Consider the following 14,827-nt stretch of genomic DNA (forward strand, 5'->3'; position numbering starts at 1 on the left):
AATAGAGATCTGGTTCGATTTGGTTGATACATCTTTATGATATTGGTGATAAAATGCTAGGGGGTAAAATCACAGGTTCTAAAATATCCTCAAAAGATACTATAAAATCATTCATCCCCAAAAAATCTGTGACAAGGGAAGTTTAACAACGGATTTAGTTAAATTCAGGATATGACGTATGACTTCATCATCATAGGCGCCGGCTCGGCAGGATGCGTACTGGCCAACAGGCTTTCTGCATCATCACATATAAACGTACTGCTGCTGGAAGCCGGGCCGCCAGACGCTTCTCCGCTGGTGCATATACCTGGCGCGTACTCTATGTTAAATCATACTAAATACGACTGGTCTTTTTATACAGAACCACAATCCGCTGTGGACAATCGTCGTATCTATATTCCCAGGGGCAAAACTTTGGGCGGTTGCAGCAGCACCAATGCAATGGCCTATGTGCGTGGTAACAGCGCTGATTATGATGGATGGGCTGCGTTGGGTAACAAAGGCTGGAGCTATGCAGAGGTATTGCCTTACTTTAAACGATCGGAATGCCATGCTTCATTGAGCGGGCCTTATCATGGCAATGACGGTCCGTTGAGGGTATGCTTCTCACAACAGCCTACTCCGCTGGGTGATGCTTTCATCGAAGCATGTGAGCTAAATGGTATTCCGCGCAATGAAGACTACAACGGCGCACAACAATGCGGCGCTTCGATGTTGCAATTCACTATCCATAACAACCGGCGTCATAGTGTGGCAACGGCTTTTCTGAAACCAGTCATGAACAGGAGTAACCTGCATGTGCAGACACGCTGCCAGGTAAAACGTATACTGATAGAGGACAGCCGGGCAACAGGCGTGGAGGTGGCAGATGCTGCCGGTAAAACAATACGTTGGTACTGTAATAAAGAAATATTGCTATGCGCCGGTACTATACAGTCGCCACAGTTGCTCATGCTCTCTGGCATCGGGGATACTGCTGAACTAACAAAAACAGGTATTCCTGTAACACGGCATCTGCCAGGGGTGGGAAGGAATCTTCAGGACCATGTATGGAGTGGTGTAAGTGGTCTTACCACTGTGCCTACCGGTAATGCAGTGCTGCATCCTCTCAATGCCGGCAAAGCGTTTCTGCAACATCTGTTCTGGAAGAAAGGACCGCTGGGTAATAGTCCGCTTGAAGCCAACGCTTTCCTGAAAACAGATCCTTCGCTTAACAGACCAGACATACAGCTGCACCTGGCAGCCTTCGGTGTAGCACCGGATTACTCTACAGATATTTATAACATCCGCACATTCCCCAGAGCAAGCGGGTATGGAATACTGACAATCCTGATAAGGCCGCAGAGCCGTGGTTATATAAGTCTTCGCAGTGCTGACCCCGGTATGCCACCGGTGATACAACCTAACTTGTTGTCGCACCCCGATGATATGGAGGTGTTATTGAAAGGATTAAGAAAGGCATTAGAGATTGCCGTATCAGCGCCTATGAAGCGTTACAGCCGCGGAGAGTTGCAGTTCCCGGCGGCTCCCTACACAGATGAGTTGCTGCGTGTGCATATTAGAAAAAGCCTGGAGACGTTATATCATCCCGTAGGTACCTGTAAAATGGGGCCGGATGAAATGGCTGTAGTGAATGACGCCTTACAGGTGAAAGGTATTGCAGGACTCCGTGTGGTGGACGCTTCTGTTATGCCGGCGATTGTTTCAGGTAACACCAATGCCACGGTAATCATGATAGGAGAGAAAGCGGCTGATCTTATATTGAAAGATTATTAGTCCACCAGCCCATCCTGCAGTAGCTTGTCGAAGGCCAGCAGCACTCCTTTCACCTGGTGTTCCTCCTGCTGGTAAGCGTCCCTGCTGAAATAACGGATAGCGCCAATCTCCGCGGAAGGTTGTGGTGTTAGCTGCAGGTCATGCATAAAGCAATGCTGTTTCATCAGGATATTCTTTTCTCCAAATGCGGGAGCTTCGATGTAATAATACCAGTGGAGGGTATCAGCTGCCGGTGAGATATTCAGTTCTTCCATTAACTCACGCTGCAACGCGGCTACCGGCGTTTCGCCTGCATCCGCCTTGCCTCCGGGAAGATACCATGCCTGTTTGTTGTTACTGAATGCCAGCAATAGTTTCCGGTCTTTTACAACGATCAGTCCTACACAATCTATATAATTCATGGGCGCAAGTTACAGCGGAAATTCTTTCTCGCAAAGTAACAAAGAGAGCAAAGAAGCAAAGGATATTTTTAAGTTAGCAAAGAACTGCTCCATAGCCCGTACTATTATCAGATACGCTTAAACAATCTTAAAAAATCTTTGCTTCTTTGCTCTCTTTGTTACTTTGCGAGAAACAAAATAGTTTACTTGTACTCTTTCATCTCATCCAGTAGTTCCATGGATTTCATTACCGGTGTCCATTCCTTACCATCGAACATCAGTTTAAACCATTTCGTATGCCTGTTTTCATATCGGATATTGGCAAAGAGCCAGATGGCGGCCAGTGTGAACAGCAGTGTAACAGTTACAGGGAGGGTGTTGAAGGCGATGCTTTCGCCGGTAAACATATTTTTGGTCCAGAAGAAGGTGGTCCATACGGGTAGTTGCAGAAAGAGAATACGTGTTACCCACAGGGTAGTGCTTTGCAAGCGGGCCAGTTTATTCTGCGTAGCCAGTACCGGCTGACTGATATCTACCTGTTGTATCAGGATGAGCTGATAGAGATAGATGCCGATAGCGAGTTTGGTGAGCAGTACCTGTATGATGGCTGATGCCAGAAAGAAAATACTGGCTGCATGAAACAGTCCGATGATCAGTGAGTCCACGAAGCATACCCATAGGATACCTACTACGATGGCAAATACTTTCAGTGGCTGCATGGAGTTGAGCATTGACTTTACTTTCATGTGTATGATATCTTCTGTATTCTTCCTGTTCAGCGACAGGCTTTCATCCAGCTTCCTGCTGTAGTCTTTCCAGAGATTGATGATAGCTGCGTCTTCCATATGTCAATGTTTTAATGCGGTGAATTTTTGTTTGAGTAATTGTTTGATTCTTGCGATCCTGGTGCCTGCATTACTTTCTGATATGCCGGTGATCTCTGCTATCTCTTTGTAGGATTTCTCTTCAAGATACAGTAGCATGAGGGCTTTGTCCAGGTCTTTGAGTGAGGATATGAATTGTTGCAGTAGTCCGAGGTCTTCCTGCCTGCCGGAAAAAGGGTTGTCTGCCAGGCTGATGATACTGTCGGGCAGAGGTCCGGATACCTGTTTCCTGCGGCTTTCGCGGCGGTAGAAAGAGATGGCGGTATTCAGTGCTATACGGTATATCCAGGTGGAATACCTGTACTCGTTGTTGTAGTTGCCGAAAGACCGCCATAGCTGCAGGATGATTTCCTGTACAAGGTCTTGCCGGTCCTCTGCATGATTACAGTAGGAGTGGGCTACCTTGTAGATAATACCTTTGTTTGCCTCGATGACAGACAGGAATATTTCCGGATTCTCTTGTGCGCTCATGTTATAAAGTACTGGTTGCACTTGTTTTTCTTTATTATTCGCACGGGGAGCAGGAAAATCACAGTTCTGGGAAAGTTTTTATATGCGCCTGTATGTAAGATAATCCTTTCCGGTGAAGGGGAGACTTCCGGTAGGGGTAATGAATTGGTTGGAGGATAGGTTTTCGCGGGTAGGGGATAGTTAAAAACCGGGGACTGAAAACATCCCCCGGTTTTTAATAATTAGCAGAATTCATCAAAACATGCTTTCAAATCTGCTGCCACGGCTTGGGCATCGCGTCCTTCGATCCTGTGTCTGGGAATGAAGTATACCAGTTCCCCGTCTTTAAAGAAGGCAAATGATGGGGAAGAAGGTGGTACATCAGCAAAATAAGCCCGCATTCTTGCCGTGGCTTCCAGATCCTGACCTGCAAAAACAGCTACCAGGTTGGTGGGTTTCTTTTCATTGTCTAGGGCTAACCTAGCTCCGGGTCGTGCCATTCCAGCGGCGCAACCACATACTGAGTTGATAGCTATCAACGTGGTACCGGATGTATTGTTCATGACTTTTTCTACTTCTTCAGCAGTAACCAGATCCTTGAATCCGACTTCGGTCAGTTCATCCTTCATTGGTTTAATCAATAATGGAGAGTAAGGCATTGTAGTAATTTTTGGAGGGTGATAAAAGATATTTGAAATAAAGAGCCTGTGCTGGCGGCTGGGCACGTATCGCCCTGCGGAGTTTGGTTTGTAGGTTTTTCATAAGATTGATTGTTATTAATACATGATGATTGGGTGTAAAATTACCGGTATCGTTCATAACAACACCGCGTTGAAAATGTTTATGACAGATCAATGATTAACATTTGCGGAGGAGCTTGTACGCCTTTAACAGGGCTTTGACTGGGGGATGCTATACCTATAAGTACGTTTTTACCCTCTAAGAGAATCAAAGGACAATCGAATGACAGGCGGACTTGATGCCTGCGCTCCAGCTTCCAGCGAACCATATAAATATTTTTCTTATCTTGTTATAGTAACAATTTTGAGCACCAACAGTGAACATGAAAACGCTGCACGTTAAACCCATGTGCGTGAAGATCCTGTTCGCGTATACATCTTAACCTTCAAAATCTAATTACTATGAACATGAGCACCCGAATTCTCGGTACAGCGCTACTAGCTGCTACCTTCCTTTTTGCATGTAGTAAAAATCTTAAAGACAACAACCTCTTACAGCGGGGGGATGCATCCGCCACAAAGGCGAATGTTCCGCCTGCTTCCAGCTACGATGTGGCACTGGCAGGCAACGCCTATGTAACCACCCTTGCTCCCGGTGGCACAGAAGTGATCACCGATAATGGTCTCAGCAGCTGGACCAACTCCGGAAGCACTACCAGCGCTTATTTCAGATTGGGGCTTACCGGCCAGCTGAATGTATCTATCCGCGCCAAGGTGCCCTCCGGCAGCAGCACCATCAAAGTAACTGTGAACGGTACATCTTTCACCAAAACCATCAGCGGCAAAAATTCCACGGATTATTCCATTGGCTCCGTAAACATCAGCAGCGCAGGCTATGTGAAGGTAGACCTGCAAGGTGTCAGTAAAACCGGTTCTTACTTCGGTGATGTATCGCATGTGGTAATCAGTGGTACGGCTACTGCCAGCAATGTGGTGTATGCCAATGATGCTGCCAATTATTATTGGTCGAGGCGCGGCCCTTCCGTACATATGGGCTACAGTATTCCTTCAGGGAACACAGCAGAGTGGTTCTACAATGAAGTGACTGTACCAGTGGGAGAAGACAAGCTTGGTTCTTATTTTATGAGCAACGGCTTCTCTGAAGGATATTTCGGTATACAGGTGAATAGCGCTACAGAAAGGAGAGTGCTCTTCTCTGTGTGGGACCCTTCTGTAGGCAAAACAACCCTGGTGAGGAAAGGACCTAACGTGACAGACAACAGTTTCGGCGGAGAAGGTACCGGTGGCCAGAGCTACCTGGTTTTCAACTGGAAGGCCGGTACTACTTATAAGTTCCTCACCCGCGTGACACCGGATAACACCAACGGCTCTACGAATTATTCCGCATGGATCTATACGCCTGAATCATCTTCCTGGCGTTTCATCGCTACCTGGAACCGCCCCAATACCAATACCTGGCTTACCGGTTTGTACTCGTTCCTGGAAAATTTCGACGATACGCAGGGATTCAAGGGCCGTCGCGTACTGTTCAACAATCAGTGGATCAGGACTACAGCCGGCGTATGGAAGGAGCTGACAGCGGGCCGCTTCACTGCTGATGCCACTGCCACCAACGACCAGCGCAGAGACTATGCCGGCGGCGTCGACGCCACTACCGGCGCTTTCTATCTCCGCAATTGTGGCTTCTTTGCCGACTATGTAAACTACAACACCAGCTTCACCCGCACTGCCACCGGGCAGACGCCAAACATAAATATTAATACACTACCCTGATTTATTTAGGGATTTAGTTATTTAGGGATTTAGGGATGTTGCTATTTAAAATGCAGCGGAGAATATGTTTTGTTTATTTTTTATATTGACCAAACACTACCTCCGCTGCATTTTAAATACCTAAATAACTACATCCCTAAATACCTAAATAAAAAAATCACTTCAGATAGGGGTATCTTTTTTTTCATGTGTTATATAAATATACCTTTGGGAAAATTTTCAAAAGAGGATTATACCGCACTCATTGGAAGGCCATAAAGATAAAGACCAGCTGACGTTGTTCGGGCAGCTCTTTCATGTGTACCATGTAAAGCTGCACCGTTATGCCTTTACTATGCTAAAAGATAATGACGCCGCCAGTGATGTGGTACAATCGGTATTTATCAAACTGTGGGAGAAGCGCGATGTTTTGCTTATGGAAGAAGCCATTGGGAGTTATCTCTATAAATCAACGCATAATCTTTGCCTGAATCATATACGTAATACCAAAACGCGGGAGCATCATACGCAATACGCAGCAGCAGATATGACGCCGGTTGTGAATAACACTAAGGACAAAGTGTTGACAGCGGAGTTGTCGGGACGTATACAGGGAGTCCTTGAAAGCCTTCCCACGCAATGCCGGATTATTTTCATCAAAAGCAGGATGGAAGGGAAGAAATATGCCGAAATTGCAGCTGAACTGGAAATTTCCGTTAAGACAGTAGAAGCACAGATTGGTAAAGCATTGAAGATATTCAGAGAGAAACTGGGTGATTACCTGGTGATTATGGCCATTATAACCGGGATTATATTATAAACCATTCATTATGTAATAATTCTACAAGTGAACCAACATCCTGAAATACAAGTAGACTTGTCGTTGATCGGCAGGTATCTGGCAGGGGAAGCCTCTCCGGAGGAGGCCTTTGCTGTGGATGCATGGAGGGAATTGTCGGCGGAGAGTAATGTGACCTTTGAAACCGCGGCCCGCCTGTGGGATGAAGCGCATCCCGTTACCGCCTGGAGGCCTCCTGACAGCGCTGCGGAGTGGCAGCAGCTACAGGGACACCTGGAGATAACGCCATTGCCTATACGCAGAACGCTGTTTACGCCCATGAGGATTGCAGCCACCGTATTGGTGTTGCTGGGTGCAGCCCTGCTGGCCTGGCTGCTGGTACCCCATAAAACTGCGACGACACCAGCCTACAGCAAAGTGATCAGCTCTGGTAAAGCGGTACTGAACGACACGCTGCCGGATGCCTCTGTTGTAACCCTGGCAAAGAACAGCCGCTTGTCTGTAAGCCACAGCTTTGCCGCCAGCAGCAGAGAGGTATTGTTACAGGGGGAAGGGTACTTTTCCGTGAAAACGCAGACGGGTCAGCCATTCACCGTACTTGCGGGAGGTGTCAGGATAGTGGTGCTGGGCACTGCATTTAATGTAAAAGAGGATTCAGCTTCCGTAACTGTAGCGGTTAGCAGCGGAGCGGTGAAAATGTATAAAGATACCGCCAGCATTATCGTGAATGCCGGAAAGACAGGTATCTACACCATCGCAGACCAGAAGCTGCGATTGCTGGATACCGTGAACCGTAACAGTTACAGCTATGCTACCAGGAGCCTGTATTTCTACAATATGTCACTGGGAGAAGTAAAGCAAGAACTGGAAAAAGCCTACAACGTACACGTGGTGCTGGAAAACCCATTGCTGGCACAATGCCGGCTCAACACCCAGTTTGAGGAACAACCCCTGCAGTATGTGCTGGAGGTAATTGCGGCGTCACTTGGTATTCAATACAGGATTGAACAAAACACAGTATATTTTTTCGGGAATGAATGTAGCTAGAACTGCAGCGGTAGCAGTCGTATCTTTTATTATGCTGGTCACGTTGTATCCTTCAGCGGCACAACAACAACCCCAGGTACCAGCCAGGCAGCTGAGCCTTCCGACCGGTGCTATACGTCTGGATTCGCTGGGAGCTATGGTAGCGCGACAAACAGGACTGGTGTTCTCCTTCAATGCCAGGAAGGTTAGTCCACAGACAAAAGTATTGCCGCCGAAATCACGGTTAGGGCTAAACGAACTACTGACATGGCTGGGTGACCGCTACCAGCTGCACTATAAGATTTACGGGAACCATATTATTATACATAATGAGCCTGTTGTTGCCGCCAATGCAACGGCAGCTGTATCTACCGCGCCGGCAGCATTGTCTGTTACAGCAGGGAAAGTACCGCCGCGTCAGCGCGGAGCGGCAAACAAGCAACTTATAACGCCGCCGGTTACACGTAAAGGTACAACGGCGCCTGGTGTGCCTGGAGCTGTTGCCGGGAAGGCCCCGGAGAAACGTATACCTGTAAAGGATGCTCCCACAGGGCAGACGCAACAGCCGGTTGCCGGCACTTCCCGGTTGGTTAATACAACCGCACCGACAATACCGGAAGAACGGCCGTCATCACCAGCACCCGGATATGCGAGCCTGGAAGCCCTGAAGGGTATTACGCTGCCTTCACCGAAGGTTGCGTTACAGGTGCCTCCTGTGCCACTCGCCGTAAACGGCAGTAGCAGTAGCAATGGTAACGGGGGCGGAGGTAAACGCGGTCTGCACATAGGTTTCGGGATGCCCCGTTTGTATGCGGCGGCAGGCGTTTCCATTGATGAAACATTTTATGCAAATCCGGTGGTGAATGTGGGTATTACCTGGTTGTATGCGGTGGTTGGCTGGCGTACTAACTTCAGTACTGCCGGTTTTTATTATGGCCTGGGCACATCGCTGAAGCTTTCGGAGAAGTGGGGCATACATTTGTCTGCCACTACCGGTAACCTCTCTAAGGATTTCAAAAATGTAATGCCGATAGATACCTTTGTACCCACCCGTGTTGTTACTCTAAAAGGTACTGTAACGAAGATAAATCTCCTGGCTGAAAAGGATTTCGGCAAACACTGGCGGCTGCAATTTGGTCCTGCTGCGAGTTTCATGAAGACGGATTACTACTACAACGGGCGAAGGGTGCCGCTGGAATCGGTATTGCGTCCGGGAGAGAACAGTAAACCATCAGACTTCCACCTGGTGAATCCCATCTACACGATCAGCGATAAATACACCGACAGCGCTATGACCAACCGGAAAGTATGGGTGGATCTGCATGTGGGCCTTATATACAGGTTCCGGTGATTTGTATATATATTCGCGGTTATGATCATCGGTAATAAAAATCTTCTGTCATTTATAGTTTGTTTTCCTGTAGTTAAACGCTGCATCACCATGCTGGCGCTATTTTTTGTGGGTATATCCCCCACTGTTTATGCGCAGTCGGAGGACGTCAGCGTACCATTTCCTGCCGGTGAAGGCTGGCGGAAAACGGATGAGAGGACAGAAGAAGGCGGATCGATTTATATGCAACGTTTCCAGCCGGATGATGCCACCGCAAACAGGGAGCTCATTATCTCCTCGTGGGAAAAAGGGAAGCAGCAGTGGACGCTGGATAAAGTAGCGGAGCGGATCTCCGGCGGGGATAAAAAAGAGAAGCTGCTGGAGAAAACGGACAGCAGCCGCTTGTTCACCCTTGCAACTGAGCGCCGGGGCAGCACTGTGAATAACCTGATTTATGTTGTTGAAGGTAAAACCGCCGTGCATGCACTGATGGCTTCTTTCAAAGGGCAGGCGCTTTCTCCGCAACTAACCGGCAAGTGGACAAAGATCCTTCAATCGGCAAAAATATCATCCGCTACCACGGCTACGTATACACGCTTTTCGTTCCAGGTGGATGATCCTGCATTCAAAGATAATGACGCTTTCAGAGAAACCATGGTAACGACGTTGTCGGACCGTCTCAAAGGAATATATAAAAGGGGGATATCATCTGCCAATATCCTCGTTGTGGGTAATACCGTTTCCCTGTTGCTTCGCGGCGATCCGGACACTGCTGCCATTGTAAAAGCGCTGACCTGGAAAACAGATGTCCGTTTTCTTGGCGGCTACGCTGAGGTGCAGCCTGTTATAAAGCAGCTAAAAGCAAAGGATACGCAGAAAGTATTATCCTGGCCTCCGGTAACGATACAGGCAGTTACCTATGTGGCGTCGTTCTTCGCCCGCGACAGCGCTGTGGTGAAGGCGTTGCTGAAACAGGTCGCCGTGCCTCGTCAGACACGCTGGTATACTGCTGTAAATGATGACATCCATGAACTGTATCTGTTGGACACCACATTGGTGGCGGTCAACAGTAATGAGCTGGCCTACTGTGGTCAGTACCTCGACGAAGGAAACGGACAACCGGGTGTGCAGATTATCCTGAAAGACAGCGGCCGTGAAGGACTGAAGGCATATACGACTGCGCACAATGGCGATCTGCTGGCCATCGTATCAGATGACCGCCTGATCAAAGCGGCGATTATCCGCGGCGTAATTGCCGAAGGCAGTATGATTATTGCCGGGCTTCCTTCCGTTGCTGATGCCTATAATATGCAACGTATGCTGGGGTATCCCTATCCGGTGCAGATGACGTTCAAGGGGATCGGTCATTAGGATATACTGCGTCTGATCGAGTCCAGCAATGCGAAGCTCGTTTGTAAAGTTGCCGGTGTAGCCTGTTCCGGCAGCCCTCCGCGGTTTACTGTTTCAACAAAGTAAGTAACTTCCTGCAGGTAGCCGTGCTGCCAGATGCTGTTGTTGGTAGCTACGGGTACCGCTGCCGGTTGCTGCATAAATACAGGCCGTTGTTTCCTGAACAGCTTCTCCATCGGAATGCCGCCTACCCTGTATCCCAGCGGACTTACCAGGAAAGATCCCGGATAATCAATCTCTATACTTCTCCGTTGATTTATGCAGTGCAGCTGATCTTTGAACATGTTCCACGAATAGCAGGTGGAGAGTTCCAGTGTGCCGTTTGCCTGTTCGTGTTGCATCATCAGCTGGATGCTGATACCGCCGTTTACTTTTTTATGTTGAAGGCAATAATCTTTTGGTGGTCCGAAGAATTGCAGCACGTTGTCAACCGGGTGACAGAAGAGTTCCATCACGGCATCTCCTTCAGGGTAAGGGCCGGTAAGATATTTTGCATGATAACTGTATGACCTGCTGATTTCTTTCTCTAATTCCCGGTTCAATGGATTGAAACGTTTGTTGAAAGCGATCATACAACGGTCTGCAAGGGGATGTGACAGTAGCGTTTCAAGGCCTGCGTAATCAGTAACGGCGGGCTTTTCCACGAATACATATTTACCTGCATCCAAAAACCTGATGACGAGTGGTAACTGGTGTTCATTTTTAATACAGATAAAAACGCCTTTCACCTCCTTGTCGTCCAGCAGATGATGAAGGTCTGCAACTCCCGTGCTGCCGGGGAACAGGCGGGCAGCTTGTTGTGCGAGCTGCAGGTCACGGGAGTAGAGATATTTGACGGGAACGCCTGTACTGAGTAACGCAGGATACAGGTTTTCCATACTGTGCTGGCCAATGCCAATAAACGCAAAACAGCCCCCATTGCTGTTTTGCGTTAAGTGTTGCAGTACCTGTTTTCTACGTCTGTTTTTAAACTTGCTTGCCAGGTAAGCTATCATGGGCAGATATTATTTTTTTGAAGCTGTCGTGTTGATTGTTCCACTGATATTTACCCAGTATGCGGGAGGTGACGGCAGATCCTGCCAGTTGCTCCGCCTGTCTGAACAGGGTAACATCGTATTTGCGGTGGAAGTTAATCCAACATCCGTTACAATCTTTACAAAACTTCTTTTGCGCAGCGATAGTGACTGAACTGTTGAATATGTCGTCCAGGCTTTTCTGGTACACGTTGCCTAGCTTCACATCGAGGTTCTGGCAGATGGGTACATCACCATTGGGCAGTACTACCACGCTATCGAAGATAGAATAGCAGGGCAGTTTCAGTTCCCCACGCTGCCAGTATTTATATAACAGGAGGAAGTCGAGGTTTTCATCGAAATCGCCGAGGCGCTCGATGATCTCTGGTGGAATATCAAACCCGGCGGAGGCGGCAGAAGTTGTTGCGGCATTGTTTTGATTATTCCCGCTGCCATCCGATCCGGGGGCATGCGCCTGATCTACTGTATCAAAGTAGGAGATGTTATTATAGATACCTACGCGGAGGTCTATATTATAGCTATTGCAGACGTCCATTACGTGTGCGAGATCGTCGAAGCTGTTGTAGGGAGAAAGTGTGAACATCACGGAGATCTCACATTCCTCATGGAGGGCGCTGATCACGCTGAGCACTTTATCGTAGCCATCTTTACCGCGCATGTGTTTATAGGTTTCGCGGGTGCCGTCCAGGGAGAGGAATAATCGTTTCGGGGGGAACTCGCGTACTGCTTTGATCACCTTTTCCGGTTGCAGGCAGTTAGAGAGGAGGTCGAAGTTGGGATGATGTTCATGAAACCAGGCGAGTATTTCAAATGCCTGCGGGTGGAGCAGGAATTCACCGCCTTCCAGTCCGATGGTGGTGGATTTACTGATACAATCGCTCTGCATGATCTCGATGATCTTTTCCATCGGCAGGTGTACGACAGGTCGTTTGGCCCATATCAGGCAATGCTTGCAGCGTGAGTTACACAGGTCTGTAGCATATATCATTAATGTTGACAGTACTTTTCCGGATGGCCGCAGCTGATTGCGCACAAAGCGTGAGCCTCTGGCAATGTAATCAGTAGTAGTATACATAACATTCGTTTAAAGGAAAATGATCAGTAATAAAATGCCCAGTGCAATCACGCACAGTACAGGTATAATCAGGTTCGCCAGCAGCTTTGCGAGCAACTGGAACATTTGTTCTTCTTCGTATTGCATGGTGCAATTTTCCAGATAGAACACGGCAGCTTAATGATACCCTTATGCGGGGACAAATTTTTTTTGAACGGCAAGCGGTAAACAGCTTAACTTGCCTGTATGAAAATGAATGACTACCTGCGGGAGGGGAAATCGGAAAACTACCAGGATGCAGAAGCGCGTGGATTGCTGAAAGCCGGTGAAGTGGCGGCGCGTCTGTCAAAGCAGCTGGGTATGAAGGTGAGTGCAAAGGAACTGGAGCGGTTTGCAACGGAGTGGCATCATGCAGGCGTATTTAAAGGCAATAGCGGCGGTGCGCTTCGGGGAAGGAAGGTTTATTTCTTTTCGGAGGCAGCTGTGCAACAGATAACAGCAGAGAAGATCTTGCACAACCGTGAAAAGGAGCAACAAAAGAAGACTGCGGGAGAGAAAATAGTAAAAGGGTGGTATCCTCAATATTTTCGTATGACCGATCCTGTTACAAGAAGGGTATATAGTAAACCGTTTGTGGGTATTTATACGGGGCCGGTGGGGAAGGCGCCTAAAGGATTTACGGTGCTGGATGATGAGGCTTTTGAGAAAAAGAAGGAACAACGGGGCAAACCATTATAGGAAACTCAGGATAGTTTCTTCCGGGTCATGATATATCTGGCCGTAAAAAGATCATCGCTTACCTTCATTTCCAGCAAACCAATGATTTTGTTAAACTGGTTATGCAGGTAAGTGCTCCGGGCAATTTCCAGCTTTCGGTTTTTATAATAGATATTAATAATGGGGGTATCGTACTTTCCGGCGCCGTACATATCTATTTTAGTGATGTCCTGCCATTGAATATGATGAGGGTTAAGGCCTCCCCTGAAGATAATGGCGTCCTTGGAAATAAGGAGTTGTAGTTTACTGTAGGCGTACATGGACCAGGATAAAAGCAGTAACACGGGAAGAATCCACAATGTTTGCGGGTTTTCCTTCACCGTGAATGCCAACAGGATGATCATTGACAACATAACAACACAAGAGACGCGACAGAAAATCCTGATGAAAAGGGGCGGCTGAAAAATTTCAGTGGTATCGATCATCTCCATATTGCTAATATAAAATTTCCTGACCACTTTCCATCCATGCAGCTTTTTTCGTTATATTGAAAATAGAAAATGTTACCGGTATGAAAAGCTCATCCACTTTGCCATTCAGCCCCGGATTTTTTGCGGGGCAACCGAGATTCACACTGCTGGATTCTGTGCGCAACAGGATAGCACTGATTGCCTTTTGTTCCATTTTCTGTTTCCTGTTTATGTATATATTCCTGCCTTTCAATATCAATAAATGGTATGAAGGGGAGCAGTTGTCGCTGGAGAGGCTTTTCGGGACTTTTACCTGCTGTGGTATGATTGCCCTGGGTGTGTCCCAGTTTGGGCTGGCGAAGCTGCGGCAGCGGCTGAAACTCACCAACGCCACTTACCTGTTCTGGTTCCTGGGAGAGTTGATATTGGTAGCGGCCACTGTTACCATTGCGGATGTGATGCTGACAGACATATTCTTCTTTACCTGGTCTGAATTTATCAATACGCTGCGTTACACAGCACTAATTATGCCCCTGCCATATTTTATTGCGCTGCTCTGGTTTTATACCCGCGAAAAGATAGAGCGGCTCAGAACGCTGGAGAACACTGCGCCAGCCATACCTGTAGTACAGGCACAAGCAGAGGTATGTCTGCCTATCTGTGATGAAAACAACCGGACTGTGCTATCTGTGCATCCTGGAAAGTTGTTGCTCATGAAAGCGGAGGATAATTATGTGCATGTTTTTTATATGGCGGCAGGCGTTACCCAGAAGGAACTGATCCGTACTTCCCTGAAGAAACTGGAAGGGGAATTATCCGGTCATGGTTTTGTGCGGGCTCACCGGTCGTACCTTGTAAATATGAGTAAAGTGGTGTTTTTCAGGAAGACTTCTAAAGGACACCAACTGCAGCTCGATGGCATGGAGGATCTGACAGTACCCGTATCCGGCTCGTACCTCGATGTTTTTAAGGAGCATTTCGCCCCGGCCTCCTGATATTCACCCCGCCAGCAGGCAAATTCACCCCAAAGTCAATACTGTAGAC

The 14,827-nt window shown here is 47.8% G+C and carries 16 protein-coding genes; 8 read left to right on the forward strand and 8 right to left on the reverse strand.

The annotated features are described in order from the left end of the window. The first annotated feature begins 171 nt into the window (after nt 1-171). The gene (locus VM802_RS19900; RefSeq protein WP_325533788.1) at nt 172-1,776 is read left to right on the forward strand and encodes a GMC family oxidoreductase; all 1,605 of its coding nucleotides are present in this window, start codon (nt 172-174) and stop codon (nt 1,774-1,776) included. Here VM802_RS19900 and VM802_RS19905 read toward each other — a convergent pair. The 5 genes from VM802_RS19905 to VM802_RS19925 all read right to left on the reverse strand — a co-directional run bounded on the left by VM802_RS19905 (nt 1,773) and on the right by VM802_RS19925 (nt 4,252). Beyond that, on the reverse strand, nt 1,773-2,177 hold the full coding sequence (locus tag VM802_RS19905; protein WP_325533790.1) for an NUDIX hydrolase: 405 nt from the start codon (nt 2,175-2,177) through the stop codon (nt 1,773-1,775). The genes VM802_RS19900 and VM802_RS19905 overlap by 4 nt on opposite strands. A gap of 182 nt (nt 2,178-2,359) precedes the next feature. Continuing rightward, nucleotides 2,360-3,001 carry a hypothetical protein gene (locus VM802_RS19910; protein WP_325533792.1) on the reverse strand — a complete coding sequence of 214 codons (642 nt, stop codon included), beginning with the start codon at nt 2,999-3,001 and terminating at the stop codon, nt 2,360-2,362. Between the two features lie 3 nt (nt 3,002-3,004). After that, on the reverse strand, nt 3,005-3,532 hold the full coding sequence (locus VM802_RS19915) for an RNA polymerase sigma factor (protein WP_325533794.1): 528 nt from the start codon (nt 3,530-3,532) through the stop codon (nt 3,005-3,007). 200 nt (nt 3,533-3,732) lie between these two features. After that, a complete protein-coding gene (locus tag VM802_RS19920; RefSeq protein ID WP_325533796.1) occupies nt 3,733-4,119 on the reverse strand; it encodes a BrxA/BrxB family bacilliredoxin in 387 nt (128 codons plus the stop codon). A gap of 4 nt (nt 4,120-4,123) precedes the next feature. Beyond that, nucleotides 4,124-4,252 (reverse strand): hypothetical protein, encoded by a 129-nt coding sequence (locus tag VM802_RS19925; protein WP_325533798.1) that lies wholly within the window; start codon nt 4,250-4,252, stop codon nt 4,124-4,126. A 386-nt stretch (nt 4,253-4,638) separates the two neighbouring features. Here VM802_RS19925 and VM802_RS19930 point away from each other — a divergent pair, with 386 nt between their 5' ends. The 5 genes from VM802_RS19930 to VM802_RS19950 all read left to right on the forward strand — a co-directional run bounded on the left by VM802_RS19930 (nt 4,639) and on the right by VM802_RS19950 (nt 10,469). Then, complete coding sequence (locus VM802_RS19930) at nt 4,639-5,964, forward strand: DUF3472 domain-containing protein (RefSeq protein WP_325533800.1); 1,326 nt, start codon at nt 4,639-4,641, stop codon at nt 5,962-5,964. Nucleotides 5,965-6,208: 244 nt separating this feature from the next. Next, complete coding sequence (locus VM802_RS19935; protein WP_325533802.1) at nt 6,209-6,763, forward strand: RNA polymerase sigma-70 factor; 555 nt, start codon at nt 6,209-6,211, stop codon at nt 6,761-6,763. Nucleotides 6,764-6,790: 27 nt separating this feature from the next. Then, a complete protein-coding gene (locus VM802_RS19940; RefSeq protein ID WP_325533804.1) occupies nt 6,791-7,789 on the forward strand; it encodes a FecR family protein in 999 nt (332 codons plus the stop codon). Next, nucleotides 7,776-9,119: a putative outer membrane beta-barrel protein gene (locus tag VM802_RS19945; protein ID WP_325533806.1), complete on the forward strand. Its 1,344-nt coding sequence runs from the start codon at nt 7,776-7,778 to the stop codon at nt 9,117-9,119. Before VM802_RS19940 ends, VM802_RS19945 begins: the two co-directional genes overlap by 14 nt. Before the next feature lie 90 nt (nt 9,120-9,209). Beyond that, nucleotides 9,210-10,469, forward strand: a complete 1,260-nt coding sequence (locus tag VM802_RS19950; RefSeq protein WP_325533808.1) for a SecDF P1 head subdomain-containing protein — start codon at nt 9,210-9,212, stop codon at nt 10,467-10,469. Here VM802_RS19950 and VM802_RS19955 read toward each other — a convergent pair. Both VM802_RS19955 and VM802_RS19960 read right to left on the reverse strand, forming a co-directional pair. After that, nucleotides 10,466-11,503 carry a Gfo/Idh/MocA family protein gene (locus tag VM802_RS19955; RefSeq protein WP_325533810.1) on the reverse strand — a complete coding sequence of 346 codons (1,038 nt, stop codon included), beginning with the start codon at nt 11,501-11,503 and terminating at the stop codon, nt 10,466-10,468. The genes VM802_RS19950 and VM802_RS19955 overlap by 4 nt on opposite strands. Further along, entirely contained in the window at nt 11,475-12,617 is a 1,143-nt protein-coding gene (locus VM802_RS19960; RefSeq protein WP_325533812.1) for a radical SAM protein, read from the reverse strand. Before VM802_RS19960 ends, VM802_RS19955 begins: the two co-directional genes overlap by 29 nt. A 225-nt stretch (nt 12,618-12,842) precedes the next feature. Here VM802_RS19960 and VM802_RS19965 point away from each other — a divergent pair, with 225 nt between their 5' ends. After that, entirely contained in the window at nt 12,843-13,334 is a 492-nt protein-coding gene (locus tag VM802_RS19965; RefSeq protein WP_325533814.1) for a hypothetical protein, read from the forward strand. A gap of 5 nt (nt 13,335-13,339) precedes the next feature. On the opposite strand, the gene VM802_RS19970 is transcribed toward VM802_RS19965, so the two are convergent. Further along, nucleotides 13,340-13,717, reverse strand: coding sequence for a hypothetical protein (locus VM802_RS19970; RefSeq protein WP_325533816.1), 378 nt, complete (start codon nt 13,715-13,717; stop codon nt 13,340-13,342). 167 nt (nt 13,718-13,884) lie between these two features. Between VM802_RS19970 and VM802_RS19975 the strand changes: the two genes are divergently transcribed. Further along, complete coding sequence (locus VM802_RS19975; RefSeq protein ID WP_325533818.1) at nt 13,885-14,778, forward strand: LytTR family DNA-binding domain-containing protein; 894 nt, start codon at nt 13,885-13,887, stop codon at nt 14,776-14,778. The last annotated feature ends 49 nt before the right edge of the window (nt 14,779-14,827 follow it).

The sequence above is a fragment of the Chitinophaga sp. genome (assembly GCF_035538455.1).
Lineage (GTDB): Bacteria > Bacteroidota > Bacteroidia > Chitinophagales > Chitinophagaceae > Chitinophaga.